Here is a 21,009-nt window from a genome sequence, read left to right on the forward strand (position 1 = left end):
CATTTAATTATCAGTCCTTCAAGTTATTTTAAACAATTCTTCTAAATTTCTTTTCTAAATCGTTATTAGTAAATTTTATTATAGTAGGTCTTCCATGAGGACAATGGAATGGATCTTCTATAAATCTTAAATCCTCTACAAGTTTAATCATTTCACGTTCAGTTAATGTATCATTACCCTTTACAGCTTTTTTACAAGCCATTGTTGCAATTTTATTGTATTTAATATCTATAGTTTTACCATCACCCATTTTTTTAAGATCATCTATTATACTTAAAAATAAATCTTTAGGATCTAGTTTACCTAAAAAGTAAGGTACTTCTTTTAAAGAAATTGTATTGCCACCAAATTCTTCTACAGTAAAGCCTGCATCTTTAAATATCTTTTGATTTTCTATATAAAATATAAAATCATCTGTAGAAAGCTCTATTAATGTTGGTACTAGTAATTGTTGTATAATTATAGATCCTTCACTTATTGATTTTATATATTTTTCAAATAATATTTTTTCATGTGCAGCGTGTTGATCTATTAAGTATAATGTTTCATTAAATTCAGCTATAATATAAGTTTTATTAAATTGTCCTATTATCCTAAGGGGAGGGAATTTAGCAATCCTCTCTTCTATAGTTTCTTTAATAGAGATATTTTTATTTAAATCTTCATCTTCTTTACTATATAATACACCACTATTTATAGCTTCTTTATTAGTATCTACGGATGAATAGCTTAAGTCATTAATATTATCTTTAATATCATTTTTATTTTCATGAATTGAAAAATCTGTATTATTAAGTTTTTCTTTTAACTTTAAAAGTTCATCTTGTTCTTTTTTTATTTGTGCTGAGTAATCAATAGAATTTTCTTTAAAAATCTTATCGTTTTTTTCAAAAGAATTAAACTTAACTTCATCTTCCTCAAATTTAATATTAAGTTCTAAATTCTCTGCTTGATTTTCTTTAGTTATATTCATATATTCTTCAGGTAACTTAAAATCATCAAAAATTGCTTCTTTAAGATACTTATGAACTGAATCAAAGACTATTTTAAACATCATTCTATCATCTTTAAATTTGATTTCTGCTTTAGTTGGATGTATATTAACATCAACAAATTCAGGATATACATCTATAAATAAAACAAAGAATGGGAACTTATTTACAGTACTAAATGATTTAAATGCATTCTCAACTGCTGCAACTAAAGTCTTATTTTTTATATATCTACCATTTACATAAATACTTTGATTATTTCTAGAGCCTCTTGCAATCTCTTCTTTTCCTATATACCCAGATATAGATATCTCTTCTCTAGTACCTTCAAAGTAAACCAAATTCTCACTAATTTTTTTACCATACACAACTCTTAGTACATCTTTTGTATTTCCACTTCCAAATGTATGCAAAACCTTTTTACCATTGTTAAACAATTTAAAGCTAATATCTGGATTTACTATTGAAATTCTATTTATTATATCTGTTATAATAGATCCTTCTCTTGTAAAAGATTTTAAGAATTTTTTTCTAGCTGGAATATTAAAAAATAAGTCTTTAACTTCTATTGTAGTGCCACTATTTACTCCACAATCTTTTTCTTCTAATATTTCTCCGCCTTCTATTATTATTTCTCTACCAAATGAACTATCATGTGGCTTAGTCTTTAAATTTACTTTAGCAACTGATGCAATAGACGCAAGGGCCTCACCCCTAAAGCCTAAAGTATTTATAGAAAATATGTCTTCTGCACATTGTATTTTACTTGTTGCATGAGGAAGAAAAGCTTTCTTTATATCATCTTTATGAATTCCATCTCCATCATCAATAATTTTAATAAATGAACATCCACCATCTTCTATTTCTATAGTTATATTTTTAGAATTTGCATCAATACTATTTTCAACTAATTCTTTTACAACAGAAGAAGGTCTTTCAACAACTTCTCCTGCTGCAATCTTATTTGATGTATTTTCATCTAATAAATTAATTCTTTTCAAAGTACATCAACTCCTAAATTAATTTTTTAGCATCGCTTACTAATTTATATAATTTATTCATTGCTTCCATTGGATTTAAGTTTAATATATCAACTGAAGAAAGTTCTTTAATAAGACTTTCCTTTTCTACAAAAGTAAAATCTATTTGTATATCATCTTGTGTTTTAGAATTCACTTTATTATCATCGATTATTTCTTTAGTATCCTCTTTTACTTCTGCTATTTGTTCCTTATCTATTGATACTTCTTCTTTTAATTGATTATTGACTTCAATCTTTTCTAATTTAGAAGTATTATCTTCTAAATTGTCTAATATATCTTTTGCTCTATTTATTACTTCCTTTGGAAGACCAGCAAGCTTTGCAACTTCTATTCCATAAGATTGATCTGCTCCACCTTTTACAATCTTTCTAAGGAATATAATATTATCATCAACCTCTTTAACAGCTACAGAGTAATTTTTTACTCCTTCTATTTCTCCTTCAAGCTTTGTAAGCTCATGGTAATGGGTTGCAAACAATGTATTACATTTTAAATTTTCATTATTTGATATATGTTCAATAACTGACCATGCAATACTAAGACCATCATATGTAGATGTTCCTCTTCCAACTTCATCTAAAAGAACTAAGCTCTTAGATGTAGCATTCTTTAGGATGTTTGATACTTCCCACATTTCAACCATAAAGGTAGATTTTCCACCTGCTAAGTCGTCAGATGCTCCAATTCTTGTAAATATTCTATCACATACAGAAATATTTGCAGTTTTTGCAGGTACAAATGATCCTAATTGTGCCATTAGTGTAATTAATGCTACTTGTCTCATATATGTAGATTTACCTGCCATATTAGGACCTGTTATAAGAAGTAGTCTATTATCTTTTTTATTTAATAAAGTATCGTTAGATACGAATTCGCCTCTACCTATAACTTTTTCAACTACAGGATGTCTTCCTTCAATAATTTCTATAATTCCACCTTCATTTATATTTGGTCTTACATAATCATTTTCAAGTGCAATAAGTGCTAGAGTAGATATACAATCTAGATTTCCAACTATTCTTGCACTATTTTTTAATCTTGATATTTCTTTAGAAACTAAACCTCTTATTTCTAAGAATAAATTATATTCTAAATTAATAAGCTTTTCTTCAGCTCCTAATATCTTTTCTTCCATTTCCTTAAGTTCTTGAGTTATATATCTTTCAGCATTAGCTAATGTTTGTTTTCTTATATATCTTCCCTCTGGAATAGAATCATAGTTTGCCTTTCTAATTTCTATATAATAACCAAAGACTTTATTATATCCAACTTTAAGTGATTTTATGCCAGTAACTTCTCTTTCACTATTTTCTAAGGCTGCTATCCATTCCTTACCATGAAGTTTTGCTTTTCTTAATTCATCTACTTCTTCTGAATAACCATCTTTTATAATGTTACCTTCTTTAACTCCTATTGCTGGATCATCTAGTATTGAATTTAAAAGAAGATTTTTTATATCATCTAAAGTATCTAGTGAATTAAAGTAATCTTTTAATAATGGTGATTCGCATGTTGATAATAAATCTTTTATTGCTGGAAGTTTAGTTAATGATGTCCTAAGAGATACCATATCTTTACCATTAACATTTCCATTAGCTATTTTACCAACTATTCTTTCTATATCATATATATCTCTAAGAGCTATTCTTATATCTTCATTTAATCCAATAGAAGAGTATAATTCCTCTACACCTTCTAATCTTTTATCTATTTCTGTTTTTGATATAAGAGGTTCATCAATCCATTTTCTAAGTATTCTACCTCCCATTGACGTGGATGTCTTATCCATTACCCAAAGAAGAGATCCTCTTTTACTTTTTTCTCTTATATTTTCAGTAAGTTCTAAATTTCTTCTTGAACTTCCGTCAATAGTCATATAATTTACTATATCGTATTTCTCTAAGTAATTTATGTTTAAAAGACTCATTTTTTGAGTTTCATATATATACTTAAGTAATACCATACAAGAAATTTTACTTTCTTTTGATAAATCTGATATTTCAACTTCACTAAATTGAGAAATTAAATCCTCTTCTTTAACTCTAAAGTCACTTAAATCTTTTTTCGTTAATAAAGCATCACAATTTAATGATATTTCATGCAATAAGCTTTCACTAGTATTTATATCTACTATTATTTCTTTTGGACTTACTTTATTAATTTCATCTAATAAAGTTGTTTGTAATGAATTAAATGAAGTTGTCTTAAATTCTCCTGTACTTATATCTGTAAGTGCTAATCCTATAACACCATTTTCTTCATATATAGCCATAAGATATATATTAGAATTATTTTCATTATTTCCATCTACATATGTACCTGGTGTAATAACTTTTATAACATCTCTTTTTACTATGCCTTTAGCAGCGCTTGGATCTTCAACTTGCTCACATATAGCAACCTTATATCCTTTTGCTACTAATCTTGATATATATCCTGAAGAGGCATGGAATGGAATACCACACATTGGAGCTCTTTCTTCTAAGCCACAATCTCTTCCTGTTAAAACTAATTCTAGCTCTCTAGATGCTGTTTTTGCATCATCAAAGAACATTTCATAGAAATCTCCTAATCTAAAAAATAAAATACAATCTTTATATCTATCTTTTATTTCAAAGTATTGTTTCATCATAGGCGTTAAACCCATTTATTTCCACCTCACTTATTTTTATATAACATCTTTTATACTCTATAATGATTTATTATATATTTAATTAAGGATAAAAATTAAATTTTTATCCTTTTCTAAATTGCTTATAACAAATAAAGTATTAATATATTATTTTAATAAATATAGTTATTTATTTCTATAAGATTATAACACAATGGTGTCTAATTTAAAATTTAAATTAATAATAAAAGAACCTTAATAGGTCCTTTATTATATAAAAAATAGTTTTAAATTTTATTATATTAAAGTATTTATCTATACATTTATTTTTATAAAATTATCTATTTCTTCTATCATTAAACTTCTAATTAATTTACTTATATCGGTATCATTTAATTTTGCATATTTCTTAAATAAAATTTTTTCTCTTGAATTAATCTTAATTTCTAATATATCATCTAGAATATCTTCACTAGTATTTTTATTGAATAACTTATTAAAAAAATTAATCATATAAACTCCTCCCCAATAACATATGTATACTTATATTTTAATTATTATTTTCAATAAATATATTTGGTAGTGGTACTAATCCTTTTAACATATCCTTTACTGTAGCACCTGGATTACTAAATTTGCTTAAATATTGATATAATTTAGCATCATCATCCTTGTTTAAATTAAATTCTAAAATAACTCTATATCTAGCCATATATTTAACCATCCTTTTTTTATTTTGTATTCATATATTATATATGTATTCAATGTATCCTAAAAATATTATCATCTAATTTAAAATATAAAAAAAGAGAAGTCTAAGCCTCTCCTTTTTACATATCTCTATCAAATAATTTTAATATGCTTTCTTTAGATAAATTACTAAATAGAGAGTTATTTAACGAATCTCCACCTATTAAATTATCTATTAGCTCTTTTTTCTTATCTTGTAAATTTAATATTTTCTCTTCAACAGTTCCTTCTGATATTAATTTAATAACTTCTACTACATTTTTTTGCCCTATTCTATGAGCCCTATCAGTTGCCTGTTCTTCAACTGCTGGATTCCACCAAGGATCAAAATGAATTACTACATCAGCGCTAGTTAAATTTAAACCAGTTCCACCAGCTTTTAATGAAATTAAAAATACATTAGTATTGTCATTATTAAATTTATTTACCAGTTCCTGTCTTTTAGATGATTTTACTGATCCATCTAAATAGTAGTAACTTAAATTATTACCGTCTAAGGCTCTTTTTATTTTAGATAATACTGAAGTGAACTGTGAAAACACTAATATTTTACGACCTCTGTCTATCATATCAGTAATAATTTCTGATAAAGCAATTAATTTGCCACTTTCACCATCATATTCATCCATAACAATTGATGGATCTAGTGATATTTGTCTAAGTTTAGTTATATATGATAATATTTCGATTTTACTCGAATTAAATTCATCATTATGAACTTTCTTTTCAATAATATCTTTAACATACTTTGTATAGGATGCGTATACCTTTTTTTGTTCTTTTGTCATATCAACTTTAATTATTTTTTCTATCTTTTCAGGTAATTCATTTAGTACATCTTTCTTTAGTCTTCTAAGTATAAATGGAGATATTAGTGATTTTAATTCTTTTATAATTACTTCATCCTCATCAAGACACCTATTATATCGCGCATTAAATTTTTCTTGGTTGTTTAAAAATCCAGGCATTATAAAATCAAATATAGACCAAAGCTCCATTAAGTTATTTTCAAGTGGAGTTCCTGTAAGGGCAAATCTACTTTTAGCATTTATACATTTGCAAGCTTTTGAATTTTTAGAATTTGGATTTTTTATATATTGTGCTTCATCTAAAAAACAATAATCAAATTCTGTGCCTTCATAACTATTATTATCTATTCTAAATAAATTGTATGTAGTTAATATAACATCATAATCTTTATAGTTTTCTATAATATCTAATCTTTTTCTCTTAGTTTCATTTACAATTGCAATTTTTAAAGAAGGAGCAAATTTTAAAAATTCATCTCTCCAGTTATATATAAGAGATGTAGGTGTAATAATAATTGTTTTCTTTCCTTCATTAGATAATATAAAACTAATAGCTTGAACTGTCTTACCAAGTCCCATTTCGTCACCTAGAATACCACCAAAGCCTAATGATGACAACTCATTAAACCACTTTAAACCATAAATTTGATAATCTCTAAGACTTGCATTTAAATCGCAGGGAATTATATTTTTATTTAGATTATTTAATTTTAATTTGTTAGATATATCATCTAAGTAGTTTTTCCCGCTATAGTCTTTAAATATATTACTTAATTTAGTATTAGCATAAATTGCTTTATTCTTTGAAAATTCAATAGTATTATTAGAAATTCTATCATCTTCTAACGTATTAATAAGATTTAGAATCTCTCTATTTTGAATTTCCTCCAAATCAATATATTCTCCATTTTCTAATTTATAATACTTTTTATTATCTCTAAAGCTCTTTAAAATACTATAAAATTCATCTTCATCTATATTAGATATAGAATATTTAAATTCAAAATAATCATTTTTCCCTTTTCTTACATGAACATTAAAGTTATTACGACTTAAGTTAATAATTCCTTTAAAGTTCTCAGAATAAAACACTTCCCCAATTTCTTGAAGACCATAAATTTCATTTTTGAAAAAATTAAAAATAAAATCATCATCTTTAGTAAAGGTAAATAATTTATCATTTAATTTTTCTAAGCCATAGGTACTTAATTTATTTATAATTGAATTTTCTAAAAATGTATTTCTATATATTATCTTATCTTTAATATCATCAAAAATATTAAATTCATATTCACCATAAACAACATTTAATTTAAGAAAGATATATTTTTCTTTATCAAAATAAAATTTAAATTTTACAGGAGAATTAACTATATTTTTAGATATACTTTTATCTATTATGACTGAGTTTGATAATTCAGTGAGACTTGGAATTAATTCTTTATAAATTCTCTCTTTTTGATTTTCTAAAAATGTTATTTTATCATTTTTAATAAAGGTTTCAATGTATGGAGATAATTTTTCACATTGTTTCATTGATGGTAAATATATAGCGGTATCATAAAGAAAAACATCACCATTTCCGCTTAAATCTTCAGGTATTCCCCTAGGCATACTTAATGTTATACTGTCGTTCTTTTCACTAAGTTCAATAGGAAGAGGTATATCCTCCTCGATCACTTCACTTTGAACAGTTCTTGAATAAAACCCATTATTTAAATAGATCCTATGCTTTTTTATAATTTCAAAAAAGCTCCTAACCATTCCTTTAGGTATCCATATTTCTTTCCCATTTATATGTTTGTCTTGACTTCTTTTGAAATTATTTGAGTTTATATCAATATCTTTTAATAACTCTATAAATTTTAAAAGGCGAATATCTTTATATAAAAATTTTTGCGTTTGTATATCAAATAAAAAATCTTTACCATATTTCATTGGAATAGAGTTATATTTATTAATTAGAAATAAATTAATATCTTTAAGAGTATACATTTTAGAATTTCTATTATTAATACCTATTTTAAACTCTGCCCCAATTTTATTCGACCATTTATTTTTATTTATGTAAACATCAATTCTAAGTTCATCTTTATTATTATTTTGTAGCAAAGAATCTAACACATTTATAGATTTCTTTATTTCTATAAGTTTACTTATATCTTTAATGTTATTATTTTTTAGCTTATTTTGAAGTTCACTATCATCAGATAATTTTTCTAAAAATCTATAAAACATTGCACATATATGTTTACATGCATAGTTTGTTTTTGAAAGTTCATTTTTTTCAAAATCTCTACAGGTGCATTTTGTATTGTTAACTTCAAAGTTATTTGTATTAAATGATATACTACATGAATATTTATTATATAGATCTTCAGATATAACATTAGATTCTATAAAAATTTCATTTACTTTATCTAAGTAAAAATATTCAATGCTTTCTACTAAGTCATTATCAAGTATTCTAATTCCATCTCTTTTTTTTCTAGTGGTAACACTTTTGTTAAATCCTCCAACAAAATTCTCTTTTAGCATTTTACTCACCTTCAATTTCTAATTGTATCCATTTTAGCTATATCCATAGAATAGATTAAATTTACTTCTTATGCAAGTAAATTTAGTTATAAATTAAAAGATAGCTAAATTTAGCTATCTTTTAATTGTAAATTTTATTATTCTACTACTTCGCCTATAAGTGAAAATGGTTGTGCACGGACTATCTTAGTATTAACTAGTGTACCTATTAAAGATTTATCTCCTTCAAAGTTAACTAACTTACCATTTCTTGTTCTACCTGATAGTTTCGTTTCATCATTTTTACTAGTTCCTTCAACTAAAACTTCAACAATTTGTCCTTCATATTTTTTATTGTTTTTAATTACTCCTTCATTAACTGCAGCAACTAGTTCATTAAATCTTTCATGTTTTACTTCATCTGGAACTTGATTTTCCATTTTATCAGCTGGTGTATGATTTCTTCTTGAATATATGAAAGTAAATGCTGAGTCATAGGAAACTTCTTTAACTAGACTTAATGTATCATTAAAATCTTCATCAGTTTCTCCAGGGAATCCAACTATAATATCTGTTGTTATTGCAACGTTTGGAATTTCTTTCTTTATTTTATTTATTAAATACATATAACGTTCTCTATCATAATGTCTATTCATTTCTTTTAAAATTCTATTTGAACCACTTTGTACAGGTAAGTGTATTTGTTCACATAACTTGTCACATTCTTTAATTGCTTCTATAACCTCTTCATTTAGATCTTTTGGGTGAGAAGTCATAAATCTAACTCTTTCAAGTCCTTCTACTTCATTAATCATTCTAAGAAGTTTTGCAAAAGATATTTCCTCTTCTAATCCTTTTCCGTATGAATTAACATTTTGACCAAGTAATGTAACTTCTTTATATCCATTAGAAACAAGTTCTCTTATTTCTTTTATTATTTCTTCTGGTTTTCTACTTCTTTCTCTTCCTCTTACATATGGAACTATGCAATATGTACAGAAATTATTACAGCCATACATTATAGTAACAAATGCTTTAACAGAGCTTTCTCTGTCAACTGGAATTCCTTCTACTATATCTGTTTCTTTGTTTAATATTTCTTTTACTTGTACACCTTCAGTTTTTACTCTATTTAAATATTCAGGGAATTTATAAGCATTATGTGTTCCAAATATAATATTTACAAATGGGAATTTAGATAAAACCTTATCTGCCATTCCTTTTTGTTGCATCATACATCCACAAATTCCAACTATTAAATCTTTATTTTTTTCTTTTAATTTTTTTATTCTTCCTAAATTACCAAAAACTTTATTTTCAGCATTTTCTCTAACGCAACATGTGTTAAATAATATAATTGATGCTTTTTCAATATCTTCTGTTTTTGTATATCCTATTCTTTTAAGCATACCTGAAAGTTTTTCAGAGTCTTCTTCGTTCATCTGACAACCATATGTCATGATTGCAAAATATTTTTCTTTATTTTCCTCTATGTTATTTTCATATTTTTCCATATCAATTCTCATATTATTTCCTCCGTGATCATACGTTTTAAACAAGTACTGTTGTATTATATCATATAAACAAAGTGGATAGTAGATTAACTACTATCCTTTTTATGTTCATTTATATTTTAATTATAACTTTTGAGGCTAAATTTATTCATTAATGTATTTAACATATTAAAAAATTAGCTTTTTATCCATGTAGAAAATTTTCCAACATAATTAAATCCGATACTTTCATATAAATTAAAAGCTTTAAAGTTATTTAAGTCTACCCTTATATATACATCAAGTATTGATTTTTTATATAATTCATTTAATACAGAGCTTAATAAATATTTTCCATACCCATAGCCCCTGAATTTATCTATAATCCCAAAGTTAACGATCATATACATATTTTTATGAAATACTACTTGGCAATATCCTATTTCTTTATTATTCTTAATTAAAAACATACATAAGTCATTAATATAATATTCCTGAGTTTCTTCATATTTTATATCTTTAACTTTAAGAGGTATTCTATCATTATCATTAAAAATATTATTTTGAATGTTGCATCTTATTTTTTCGTCCATATTTTTTCTGAAAATTCTTATGGATAAATTTTCATCAAGTTTCATTGGGATATTTGAAGAAATAGTTTTTTTCATTAACTTTGTTATTTTAACTTTTGAAAAATCATTTTTTTCCAAAATCATTTTTGTCAAAATATCTTCAAACCCTTGATATATAATTATTTTATCTTCAAAATAGCGTATATTATTAATATTTAAATACTTTATAAATGAATCTCTTATGTAGATATCATTTAATAGTATCGTAGCTATGCTTTTTAATTCATACCATATATATCCTATATAATCATTATCTAATTTAATTAATATAATATTTTTTTTAAATAATATCTTCTTAAAAAAGTTTAATTGTGTAAAAAATTCATCTACTCTTTTTTTATAAGAATTATAAATTAAAGACTCTTTTAATAATTCACGAAGATTATAAAAATTATCTTTATTTACCTTCTCATAATGAACCATATAACATTCTCCACCCTATATAATTTATATATTTTAAAATAACCCCTATTTAAGGGGTTATTTATTATTAAACATCTTTCATGCTTAAACTTATTCTCTTTTGTTCTTCATCAACTGATAAAATTTTAGCTTTTATATCTTGACCGACACTTAATACATCAGCAGGATTATTTATTCTATCGTGACTTATTTTTGATATATGAACTAATCCATCAACTCCTGGTTCTAATTCAACAAATGCACCAAAATCATTTATTCTAACTACTTTTCCAAGAACAACTGAACCTTCTGGATATTTGTCTGTCACATTCTTCCATGGTTCTGGAGTAATCTCTTTAATTGATAGAGATAATTTCTTATTTTCTTTATCAAGTTCAATTACTTTTACATCTATTATATCTCCACTTTTTAAGTAATCTTCAGCTCTTTTTACGTGATTCCAAGAAATTTGTGAAAGATGAATTAATCCATCTACACCATTAACTTCTGCAAAAGCACCAAAATTAGTGAATCTTTTAACTTCAGCCTTAACGATATCTCCAACCTTTAAACTACTTAAAACTTTTTCTTCATTAGCCTCTTTAGCTTCTTCTTGAACTTTTCTTCTAGATGCTACGACTCTTGAAGGATTTTCTTTGTTAAAATCTATAAGTTTTACATCTAAAGTTTGACCTTTATAAATTTCTTTATCATTAACAAATTTAATATCTATTTGTGATGCTGGTACAAAAACTCTTATTCTATTGTAGTATCCAACTAATCCTTTTTCTTTAACTTCAGAGATTGTTAATGGGAATATTGTTTGATTTTTAAATAATTCTTCTAAATCATTTAATATTTCGTCTTTTTCATATTCTAATCTTGATAATACAACATTTCCAAGTTTAATGACTTTTGCTTTTATTGTACCACCAACATTTAAAGTTTTAGCATATTCCCTAGGATCCATTTTTGCTGTTAATTCTTCAAAAGGAATTATTCCATCTGATTTATATCCAACTAGTGAAACGCTAACCCCATCTTTAGAAATAGTTAATATTTCACCTTCAATTTCATCTCCAATACGAAATGTTTTATCCATTTCATTCATTAATTTTAATTGTTCATCATTAAAGTTTTTTTCATCTTGCATAATATTAATAACCTCCCTAATTATCCAATCTGGTGTTGAAGCACCAGCTGTAATACCTATTTTTTTAAAATTTTTATTATTAATGTATTCTTTAGGTAATTCATTTGAATTTTCAATATGAATGGTGTTTTCACAATTATGTTTGGCTATTTCATAAAGCTTTGTTGTATTAGAGCTATTTTTCCCTCCAATTACAATCATTGCATCAACTTCTTTTGAAAGATCATCTGCACTTTTTTGTCTAACTTCTGTTGCTGAACATATTGTATTAAATGATAACACTTCACGAGTTCCATCATTTATAGCATCTAAAGTTTTATCCCAATTTTCTTTTTTTTCTGTTGTTTGTGAAACAGCACAAATTTTATTTGATAGTTCTTTATTAAATTCACCATTCTTAGTTATAGTTGCTTTATTATCACACCAACCATTTATACCAATTACTTCTGGATGATTTTTATCACCAACTATTATAATATTATAACCCTCTTTTGAGTATTTTTTAACTTTTTTTTGTATATTTGTTACGAATGGACATGTAGCATCTATTACTTCTAATCCTCTTGATTTTAAATCATTAAATACAGCTTCTGGTATTCCATGAGACCTAATAATAACTACATCGCCTTCTTGTAAATCATTAATATTTTCATAGTCTATTGCATATATATCATTTTGTTCTAAAAATGATACAACATCACTATTATGAATTAATGGTCCTAATGTATATATTTTTTTATTGTATTTCTTTTTTATATCAATAGATGTTTCTACAGCTCTTTGAACACCAAAACAAAATCCAGCGTTTTCTGCTAAAATAACCTTTTTCATAAGTTTATACTCCCATGTTATTTAATATTAATTAAGTTTAGACTTAATATATTCACTAATTTTTTCTGTAACTTGCTCAATATTTAGTCCAGTAGTATCAACTTCTATAGCATCATCTGCTTTTCTTAAAGGATCAGTTTCTCTAGTACTATCTATATGATCTCTTTTTATTATATCTTCTAAGATTTCATTATATGAGCACTCTATATTTCTTGCTTTAAGTTCATTATATCTTCTTTCTGCTCTTTCCTCTGGAGTAGCAGTTAAAAAGATTTTAAATGGTGAATCTTTTAAAACAACCGTTCCTATATCTCTTCCATCCATTATTACATTATACTTTTTTGACATATCTCTTTGAAGTTTAACAAGCATTTTTCTAACTTCTGGAATTGATGCATAAGCTGAAACTATAGAACTTATTTCAGGCATTGTTATTTCTGATTGTATATTAACTCCATCTAATATTAAATCATCGTTTTCAAAATGCATTTCCATATTAGAAATTAAATTGCATATTTCATCTATATTATTAGGATTTAGACCGTTTTTTGTTGCTTTTAGAGCAACGGCTCTGTACATAGCTCCAGTATTTATATACATTAAATCAAAATTTTTAGCTACAAGTTTAGCTATTGTACTTTTACCTGCTCCAGCTGGTCCATCTATCGCTACTGATATTCTCAAATTTATTCCACCTTTCTATATACGACCTATAATTTTAATTATATAATTTAAATCTTGTTATAACAAGTACTATTAGATATTACTTCCAGAAATATATCCAGTAGATAGTGCAATTTGTACATTATATCCACCAGTGAAAGCATCAACATCAATTACTTCACCTGCAAAAGATAAATTATTAATTATTTTACTTCTCATAGTTGATGGATCAATTTCTTTAGTATCTACACCGCCAGCTGTTACTATAGCTTCTTCTATTGGTCTTAATCCTTTAACTGATAAAGTAAATTCTTTTATTAAAGATGTAAGTCTTTTTCTTTCTTCTTTTGTTATTTCGTTTACTTTTTTATCTTCTTTTATCATAGATTTTTTAATTATTATAGGAATTAACTTTTTAGGTAAAAGATCATCCAATGAGTTTTTAAAATCTTTATTTATATATTTTTTAAAATCTTTTTGTATTCTTAAATCAAGTTCTTTTACATCTAAAGCTGGCTTTAAATCTATAGAAACAGTATAATCATTATTATTCTTTATAAATCTGCTACCACTTAATACTAATGGACCTGAGATTCCAAAGTGAGTAAATATCATTTCTCCAAAATCTTTAAATACCTTCTTCTTCCCTTCATATATAGTAAGTTCTATATTTCTAAGAGATAAACCCATCAGTTCTTTAACTAAACTTTCCTTAATTTCTATTGGAACTAAAGAAGGTTTTAATTCTATTATATTATGTCCTAATTCCTTAGCAAATTTCTGACCTTCTCCTTTTGAACCTGTTAGCGGATATGATGCTCCACCAGTTGCTATAATAAAATGATCCCCTTTTATTATATTATTATCTATTTTAACTCCAATTATTTTATTTTCATCTTTAATTAGTCCTATAACTTTGCTATTTAACATAACCTTTATATTAGATCTATCTATAACATTTGATAATCCTTTTATAATATCTGATGATTTATCTGAACTTGGGAATACTCTTCCCCCTCTTTCTACTTTTAATTTAATACCTTCATTTTCGAAAAAATTCATAGTATCCTCATTAGTAAATGTATATAATGAACTATATAAAAAATAAGGATTTCCTGGTATAAAATCAAAAAATTCCGAGATATCTTTGCTATTTGTTACATTACATCTTCCTTTACCAGTAATAAATAATTTTTTACCTAATCTATCATTACCATCAATTAAAATAACTTCATTATTATTTTTACTTGCAGTTATTGCTGCCATCATTCCTGCTGGGCCAGCTCCTATAACTACTACTTTACTCATTAAATCAGCTCCTTAATATTTTGCTAAAACAATTGTACTACACTAATTATAAAAAGTTAACTATATTTTATAAAAAGAAGAGGTAATTAGATACTAATTACCTCTTCTTTTTATTTTAAGCATTATTTTTAATTTACATTTTCTCCGATTGTTTTATTATTAATTTGGTAAATATTATAATCTTGCCAAATTGCCTCTAATGCATTAAATGTATTAGCTATGTTTTCTTTTTCTCTCATACCAACTGATATTATTAGAGCATTAACTAATGATAATGGTGCTACAAGTGAATCAACAAATGATGCCATATTACTTTGGGCAATTAATGTTAAATCAGCTTTTGCTGCTAGTGGAGATATTAAACTATCTGTTAAAGCAACTACAGTTGCACCTTTATTTTTTGAAAAGTCTAGTGCATCTATTGTCTTTGATGCATATCTTGGGAATCCGATTCCTATAACTAAATCTCCTTCTTTTACATTTATCATTTGTTCAAAAATATCTGATATGCCATAGCTTACTGTTCTAACATTTTGTAATATTATATTTAAGTAAAATCCTAAAAATTCAGCTATTGCAGTCGAACTTCTAAGTCCTAATATATATATATTATTCGCTTTAAATATTTCATTTACAACTTCCTCAAATACATTAGGATTTATTTTTTCAAGTGTAGCTCTTATATTTTCCATATCAGCTTTTAAAACACCTTTTAAAGCATCACTATCTGATACATATTCATTAGATAGTTCAAGTCTTTGAACAGTCGTTAGTTTATTTTTAATTAATTCTTGTAATGCCTTTTGAAGCTTAGGATATCCGCTAAATCCAAGTTCGTTTGCGAATCTAACAACTGTTGATTCTGATACACCTACAGATGTTCCAAGTTTAGCTGCAGTCATAAATGCTGCTTTATCATAATTATTTAAGATATATTCAGCAATTAACTTTTGACCTTTGCTTAATCTTTGAAATTTTATTTGAATTAATCGCATTAAATCTTTGTTATCACTAAAATCATTATTCATTATTATCTACCTACTTTACAATCTTTTGCAAAACTTATTTTATCACTTTATGATATTTTTTTCAATAAAAATTTCATATTTATATATATACTAAGTAATTAAAAAACTAATACAATTTATTGCATAAAAGTTATATACAAAAGTATTATGACATTGTCTTTCTTTCGATAACTACAAGCATAGGCGCAACTTCACTTCTGTTTAAAAACTTATGTAACATTACCCCATATTCTTTTTTAGAAAGATTTTTAACGTAATCTAATATGCAAGATTCTTCTTTCTTACCTTCATCATGACCTATATAAATACAAATAGTCATAATTCCACCTTCATTTAGGTAGTCTAATCCCTTTTTTATACTTTCAAGTGATGTATTATGAAGTGTAGTTATATCTTTAGATGCTCCAGGTAAAAAACCAAGATTATACATTATACAATCTACCTTACTATCTACATATTTATCTATTAAATGATGAGAATCTAAAATTACTTTCACATTATCTTTATTTTTTAATAAATAATTTTTACAAGCACTTTCTTGGATATCAAAAGAGTATATTTTATTAAATCTTTCTGATAAAAAATCAGTATCATATCCATTTCCTAGTGTAGCATCAATAGCAATATTTTTATTTTTTATAAAATTATCAATTATATAATGTGATAAATTACTTATATCACCAACATAATTAAACATAGTATTCCTTCTTTCCTTTTATAAAGAATTAATATAATCTAATTCTTCTTTAGTTAATTCTCTATATTCACCTTTCTTTAAATAACCTAGTTTGACGTTACCAATAGATATTCTTTTTAAACTTATCACATGGTGGTTAAATGCAGCGCACATCTTTCTTATTTGTCTATTTTTCCCCTCATGTATTGTAATTTCTACTGTTGATGTATTATCTTTATAAGATATTTCTTTTATCTTTGAAGGTGCAGTTATATATCCTCCAATATCAACACCTTTAGTAAATTTATTAATTTCGTCTTTAGAAAATCTTCCTTTTACAACCGCTATATATTTTTTATCGATTTTAACTCTAGGATGGATTATTTTATTATAAATATCACCATCATTCGTAAGTATAAGTAATCCAGAGCTATCATAGTCTAATCTACCAATTGGAAAAATTCTTTCATTTATATCAATTAAATCTATAACTGTTTTTCTTCCTTTTTCATCACTTAAAGAAGTAATGTATCCTTCAGGCTTATTTAGTAATATGTATCTTTTTTTATCTTCCGGCAAAATTTCTTTTCCATTAAATTCTACTTTATCAACATTTGGAATTACTTTTACTCCAAGTTCTAAAACTATTTTCCCATTTACCTTTACTCTACCTTCAGTTATTAAGCTTTCACATTTTCTTCTTGACGCTACTCCACATTTGGCCATATATTTTTGTAATCTTTCTTCCATAGCTGCCTCCTGATATTTATTCACATATGATTATATATATTAATATATAATATTACAACTTTTCTAATTTATATAGAATAAAAAACTTATAAATATAAAAACTTAGGATAAACCTAAGCTTTTATATTCTTTATTTAATTTTAGAAGAAGAATCCTCCACTTAAAAATAACAACCAAAATAATGGATTATTACCGCAGTTGTTGCAGCCTCTACCGCAATTATTTCTACATCCACAGTTATCTCTGCAACCACATCTGTTTCCTCTACAACAGTTACTCATTCCACATCCGCATCCACAACCTCTGTTTCCGCATCCGAAACCACATTGACCTCTTGACATGAATATCATCTCCTATTCTTTCGTTACTATATAATATGTAATTATTATATTTTTGTGTTATTAATTTATTATCGTTTACGAGTATATTAATTTAGAGTATAATAATATTATAAAATTATCATAGGAGGTACGATTTATGGATAATAGAAATAGAATTGTTGCGCCTAGAAATGTTGTTAATACTAAGATGCTTTATATGCTATATATATTAAAAGAATTATCTAAAGGTGAAGTCGTTTTTGGTAATAAAATTTTAACTGATTTTAAAGAAATGTTTGAATGTACTAGTTTACCTTTTCCAATTTCATCAAGTACAATATATGAAAGTCTTTATGAACTAGAAGAACGTGAATATGTTGTTTCTAAATGGGCTGGGGAGGCTTTTTCAAATAAGAGAAGTAAAAAAATATATAGTATTACTGATAGAGGTCTAGCTTTTCTTAATTCAAATATTACAGAATATATTGAAAATCTTGATAAAACAAAGGCTACATTGGATAAATTAAAAACTATGTTACTTAAATAAAAAGACTAGGAATTCTGCCTAGTCTTTTTATTTAATAAACTTAGAAATGATCTTATTAAATATAATATTTAATATAATTATTAATACTAATTCTGAAAATAATAAAATATATAAATTCCCAGCGTTAGAATCTACATATAAATTGGGATATATATCTAATAAATTTCCTTCTATTACCACACATATAGATGATAGCGCCATTGATACTATAAATACTGATATATATTGAGCAAAATCAAAAACAAAAAAATTAGATACTCTTTCAATATGAACCATATTATTTAACTTTTTTACTAAGTATAATATTATAAACGCAATTATAATTATAAATATACTAATTATATAGAAATCTCTATAATTAGGTTTTATATGTTCCTCATTTACATAAAATCTTAAGTATATAAGAAATTTATTTATAAAACTATTTTGGAATGGAAATTTATTGTAAAAATAAAATAAATCCATATTCATAGCTAGAGATATTATAGTACAAATAGGAATTCCAATAACTCCAATTATAGTTACTATAGAATTTGAAAATAATATATCAATTAAAAGTGTATATGATATAACTAATATTCCCATTACAAATAATTTAATAATATCTAAAAGCAGCATAAAATAATAGTTAGAGCAATATAATAATAACTCTCTATACCTTATTCCTGAGCAAATATATATATACACATATATAACAATAAGTAATACTAAAACACTTAAATTACATATAAGATTATTTAAAAATATATCGTTTCTAGTGTAAGGTCCGCTATTTATAAGCATTATTTTGCTTCTTTTATTTAATCCATTGCTTAATATATATACAAACACCAAAATCATTAAAAAGAATACAAGATCAGTTAATGATATATGATTAATTTTATCTGATGTTAATGATCCAATATTATATTTTAAATAAGAAATTTTATCTTCAACAATAACAAATTTCGAATATAATGCCCATACTATTAATGCTAAAAACACTGCCCATTTTGTAGTGTAGAACCATTGATAAATTAAACTTTTCTTAATACTACTCCTCATAAATCCCACCCTTTTTTATTTGATAAATAAACATATCTTCAAGCGTTAAATCAATTTGCTCTATAAATATTGGATTTAATTTGTTCAGCTTGTCTATGAAAAGTTTATTATATTCTTTTGTTATTATAGTAAACACTCTACCTACTTTAGTTAAACTAAAAATTTCATCAAAACCTAAAAAATCTTCTTCGTAAATTGGTCTATCAAATGCTACTTGTATCTTTTTAACATTTTCACTAAGTTCCTTTATACTTCCATTATATAACTTTACTCCATTATTAATTATAACTATATCATCACATATAGTTTGAAGTTCATTTAAATGATGCGAACTTAATATAGCAATAATATCATTATTTTTAACTTCATCTTTTAATATTGAAAATAACTTCTTTTTAAATATAACATCTAAACCAGATGTAGGCTCATCTAATATCAAATATTTTGCATTTATAGAAAAGGCACATAATATACTAACTCTCATTTTCATACCTTTTGATAGTTGAAATAATCTTTTATCTAATGGTATTTCAAATATTTTTCTTATTCTTTCAAATTTTTCTTCATCAAAATTTTTATAAGCTAATTTATAATACTTTCTTATATCTTTAATTTTAAAATTAGAGAAAAACGTATTTTCATCTTGTACATACCCAATCTTTTCTTTTACATTAGAATTATTAAATACATCCTCTTCATCATATAAAATTTTGCCACTATTAATTTTGTATATACCAGTTAAACATTTTATTAATGTAGTTTTTCCAGCTCCATTAGGTCCTATAAGACCTATTATTCTACCTTTATTACAATTAAAGCTAATATTTTTTATTATTTCTTTGGTCGCGATTTTCATTACAACATCTTTAACTTCTAACATCGTATTCTCCTGCTTCTTTACTTTCCTCATTTGAGTTAGAGTCTATCCATATATAATCAAATACATATGATCCATTCTCTTTAATTACTACAAAATCAATCGTAACTGGCTCTGAATTCTCCTGAATATAATCTGAGTTTCCATCAAAATGATTAAAATAATTTATTCCATCAGCTTTAAATCTATAAGGTATAGCTTCTTCTGATAATCTATAATTTATCATCTTATTAGCTTTATTTTTATAATTTTTTAAAATTTCTTCTTTTTGTTTTTCACTTAACTTATATTCACTTTTTAATATTATTTTATTAAATCTAACATTTGGATCGGATATTCTTTTTCTATTTGAAACAGTATCATATAAAGTTTGAGTAACTTCTCCATTTATATTCTGAGAATATCCAAGTAAAAGTGAATTATTAAAAGTTGATATAAGTTTTTCAGGCGTATTAAATTTTTCTTTAACCTGAAATTTATTTGGATTATTTACTAAAATTGACGTAATAATAATAAATGCTCCTAAAACAATAATTATTTTAGATTTTTTCAATAAACTCTCC

The 21,009-nt window shown here is 25.1% G+C and carries 18 protein-coding genes; 1 reads left to right on the top strand and 17 read right to left on the bottom strand.

Annotation, left to right across the window (positions count from 1 at the left end):
• Positions 1-28: 28 nt before the first annotated feature.
• The 14 genes from mutL to ACZ5TJ_RS07615 all read right to left on the bottom strand — a co-directional run bounded on the left by mutL (position 29) and on the right by ACZ5TJ_RS07615 (position 17,999).
• Positions 29-1,993 (bottom strand): DNA mismatch repair endonuclease MutL, encoded by a 1,965-nt coding sequence (gene mutL, locus ACZ5TJ_RS07550; RefSeq protein ID WP_464198433.1) that lies wholly within the window; start codon positions 1,991-1,993, stop codon positions 29-31.
• A gap of 13 nt (positions 1,994-2,006) precedes the next feature.
• Positions 2,007-4,682 (bottom strand): DNA mismatch repair protein MutS, encoded by a 2,676-nt coding sequence (gene mutS, locus ACZ5TJ_RS07555; RefSeq protein ID WP_464198435.1) that lies wholly within the window; start codon positions 4,680-4,682, stop codon positions 2,007-2,009.
• Between the two features lie 279 nt (positions 4,683-4,961).
• Positions 4,962-5,159, bottom strand: a complete 198-nt coding sequence (locus ACZ5TJ_RS07560) for a DUF6290 family protein (RefSeq protein WP_464198437.1) — start codon at positions 5,157-5,159, stop codon at positions 4,962-4,964.
• A 37-nt stretch (positions 5,160-5,196) separates the two neighbouring features.
• Positions 5,197-5,358: a hypothetical protein gene (locus ACZ5TJ_RS07565; RefSeq protein WP_464198439.1), complete on the bottom strand. Its 162-nt coding sequence runs from the start codon at positions 5,356-5,358 to the stop codon at positions 5,197-5,199.
• Positions 5,359-5,476: 118 nt separating this feature from the next.
• Entirely contained in the window at positions 5,477-8,743 is a 3,267-nt protein-coding gene (locus ACZ5TJ_RS07570) for a DEAD/DEAH box helicase (protein WP_464198441.1), read from the bottom strand.
• A 137-nt stretch (positions 8,744-8,880) separates the two neighbouring features.
• Positions 8,881-10,248, bottom strand: a complete 1,368-nt coding sequence (gene miaB, locus ACZ5TJ_RS07575) for a tRNA (N6-isopentenyl adenosine(37)-C2)-methylthiotransferase MiaB (protein ID WP_464198443.1) — start codon at positions 10,246-10,248, stop codon at positions 8,881-8,883.
• Between the two features lie 164 nt (positions 10,249-10,412).
• Positions 10,413-11,270 carry a GNAT family N-acetyltransferase gene (locus tag ACZ5TJ_RS07580; protein ID WP_464198445.1) on the bottom strand — a complete coding sequence of 286 codons (858 nt, stop codon included), beginning with the start codon at positions 11,268-11,270 and terminating at the stop codon, positions 10,413-10,415.
• A 67-nt stretch (positions 11,271-11,337) separates the two neighbouring features.
• The gene (locus tag ACZ5TJ_RS07585) at positions 11,338-13,233 is read right to left on the bottom strand and encodes a bifunctional 4-hydroxy-3-methylbut-2-enyl diphosphate reductase/30S ribosomal protein S1 (protein WP_464198447.1); all 1,896 of its coding nucleotides are present in this window, start codon (positions 13,231-13,233) and stop codon (positions 11,338-11,340) included.
• Positions 13,234-13,260: 27 nt separating this feature from the next.
• Entirely contained in the window at positions 13,261-13,917 is a 657-nt protein-coding gene (gene cmk / locus ACZ5TJ_RS07590) for a (d)CMP kinase (RefSeq protein ID WP_045724565.1), read from the bottom strand.
• Positions 13,918-13,989: 72 nt separating this feature from the next.
• Complete coding sequence (locus ACZ5TJ_RS07595; protein WP_464198451.1) at positions 13,990-15,204, bottom strand: BaiN/RdsA family NAD(P)/FAD-dependent oxidoreductase; 1,215 nt, start codon at positions 15,202-15,204, stop codon at positions 13,990-13,992.
• A 128-nt stretch (positions 15,205-15,332) separates the two neighbouring features.
• The gene (locus ACZ5TJ_RS07600; RefSeq protein WP_039315925.1) at positions 15,333-16,232 is read right to left on the bottom strand and encodes a MurR/RpiR family transcriptional regulator; all 900 of its coding nucleotides are present in this window, start codon (positions 16,230-16,232) and stop codon (positions 15,333-15,335) included.
• A 145-nt stretch (positions 16,233-16,377) separates the two neighbouring features.
• A complete protein-coding gene (gene mnmM / locus ACZ5TJ_RS07605) occupies positions 16,378-16,929 on the bottom strand; it encodes a tRNA 5-(aminomethyl)-2-thiouridylate-methyltransferase MnmM (protein WP_464198454.1) in 552 nt (183 codons plus the stop codon).
• Between the two features lie 18 nt (positions 16,930-16,947).
• Positions 16,948-17,658 (bottom strand): pseudouridine synthase, encoded by a 711-nt coding sequence (locus tag ACZ5TJ_RS07610; protein WP_464198456.1) that lies wholly within the window; start codon positions 17,656-17,658, stop codon positions 16,948-16,950.
• A gap of 140 nt (positions 17,659-17,798) precedes the next feature.
• Entirely contained in the window at positions 17,799-17,999 is a 201-nt protein-coding gene (locus tag ACZ5TJ_RS07615) for a hypothetical protein (protein ID WP_464198458.1), read from the bottom strand.
• 136 nt (positions 18,000-18,135) lie between these two features.
• Between ACZ5TJ_RS07615 and ACZ5TJ_RS07620 the strand changes: the two genes are divergently transcribed.
• Positions 18,136-18,525, top strand: a complete 390-nt coding sequence (locus tag ACZ5TJ_RS07620) for a PadR family transcriptional regulator (protein WP_464198460.1) — start codon at positions 18,136-18,138, stop codon at positions 18,523-18,525.
• A 27-nt stretch (positions 18,526-18,552) separates the two neighbouring features.
• On the opposite strand, the gene ACZ5TJ_RS07625 is transcribed toward ACZ5TJ_RS07620, so the two are convergent.
• The 3 genes from ACZ5TJ_RS07625 to ACZ5TJ_RS07635 are packed head-to-tail and all read right to left on the bottom strand — an operon-like array spanning position 18,553 to position 20,999.
• Positions 18,553-19,569 carry a hypothetical protein gene (locus tag ACZ5TJ_RS07625; protein WP_464198462.1) on the bottom strand — a complete coding sequence of 339 codons (1,017 nt, stop codon included), beginning with the start codon at positions 19,567-19,569 and terminating at the stop codon, positions 18,553-18,555.
• A complete protein-coding gene (locus ACZ5TJ_RS07630; protein ID WP_464198464.1) occupies positions 19,559-20,449 on the bottom strand; it encodes an ABC transporter ATP-binding protein in 891 nt (296 codons plus the stop codon). The genes ACZ5TJ_RS07625 and ACZ5TJ_RS07630 overlap by 11 nt, the downstream gene beginning before the upstream one ends.
• Positions 20,436-20,999, bottom strand: a complete 564-nt coding sequence (locus tag ACZ5TJ_RS07635) for a hypothetical protein (protein ID WP_464198466.1) — start codon at positions 20,997-20,999, stop codon at positions 20,436-20,438. Before ACZ5TJ_RS07635 ends, ACZ5TJ_RS07630 begins: the two co-directional genes overlap by 14 nt.
• Positions 21,000-21,009: the final 10 nt, after the last annotated feature.

The sequence above is a fragment of the Clostridium budayi genome, assembly GCF_055396605.1.

Bases quoted from the DNA above. Each gene is read 5' to 3' on its own strand.
- ACZ5TJ_RS07595 (WP_464198451.1), bottom strand. From the start codon at position 15,204: ATGAGTAAAGTAGTAGTTATAGGAGCTGGCCCAGCAGGAATGATGGCA.
- ACZ5TJ_RS07615 (WP_464198458.1), bottom strand. From the start codon at position 17,999: ATGTCAAGAGGTCAATGTGGTTTCGGATGCGGAAACAGAGGTTGTGGA.
- ACZ5TJ_RS07565 (WP_464198439.1), bottom strand. From the start codon at position 5,358: ATGGCTAGATATAGAGTTATTTTAGAATTTAATTTAAACAAGGATGAT.
- ACZ5TJ_RS07600 (WP_039315925.1), bottom strand. From the start codon at position 16,232: ATGAATAATGATTTTAGTGATAACAAAGATTTAATGCGATTAATTCAA.
- ACZ5TJ_RS07630 (WP_464198464.1), bottom strand. From the start codon at position 20,449: ATGTTAGAAGTTAAAGATGTTGTAATGAAAATCGCGACCAAAGAAATA.
- mutS (WP_464198435.1), bottom strand. From the start codon at position 4,682: ATGGGTTTAACGCCTATGATGAAACAATACTTTGAAATAAAAGATAGA.
- ACZ5TJ_RS07625 (WP_464198462.1), bottom strand. From the start codon at position 19,569: ATGAGGAGTAGTATTAAGAAAAGTTTAATTTATCAATGGTTCTACACT.
- ACZ5TJ_RS07570 (WP_464198441.1), bottom strand. From the start codon at position 8,743: ATGCTAAAAGAGAATTTTGTTGGAGGATTTAACAAAAGTGTTACCACT.
- ACZ5TJ_RS07585 (WP_464198447.1), bottom strand. From the start codon at position 13,233: ATGAAAAAGGTTATTTTAGCAGAAAACGCTGGATTTTGTTTTGGTGTT.
- ACZ5TJ_RS07610 (WP_464198456.1), bottom strand. From the start codon at position 17,658: ATGGAAGAAAGATTACAAAAATATATGGCCAAATGTGGAGTAGCGTCA.
- mnmM (WP_464198454.1), bottom strand. From the start codon at position 16,929: ATGTTTAATTATGTTGGTGATATAAGTAATTTATCACATTATATAATT.
- miaB (WP_464198443.1), bottom strand. From the start codon at position 10,248: ATGAGAATTGATATGGAAAAATATGAAAATAACATAGAGGAAAATAAA.
- ACZ5TJ_RS07560 (WP_464198437.1), bottom strand. From the start codon at position 5,159: ATGATTAATTTTTTTAATAAGTTATTCAATAAAAATACTAGTGAAGAT.
- ACZ5TJ_RS07580 (WP_464198445.1), bottom strand. From the start codon at position 11,270: ATGGTTCATTATGAGAAGGTAAATAAAGATAATTTTTATAATCTTCGT.
- ACZ5TJ_RS07620 (WP_464198460.1), top strand. From the start codon at position 18,136: ATGGATAATAGAAATAGAATTGTTGCGCCTAGAAATGTTGTTAATACT.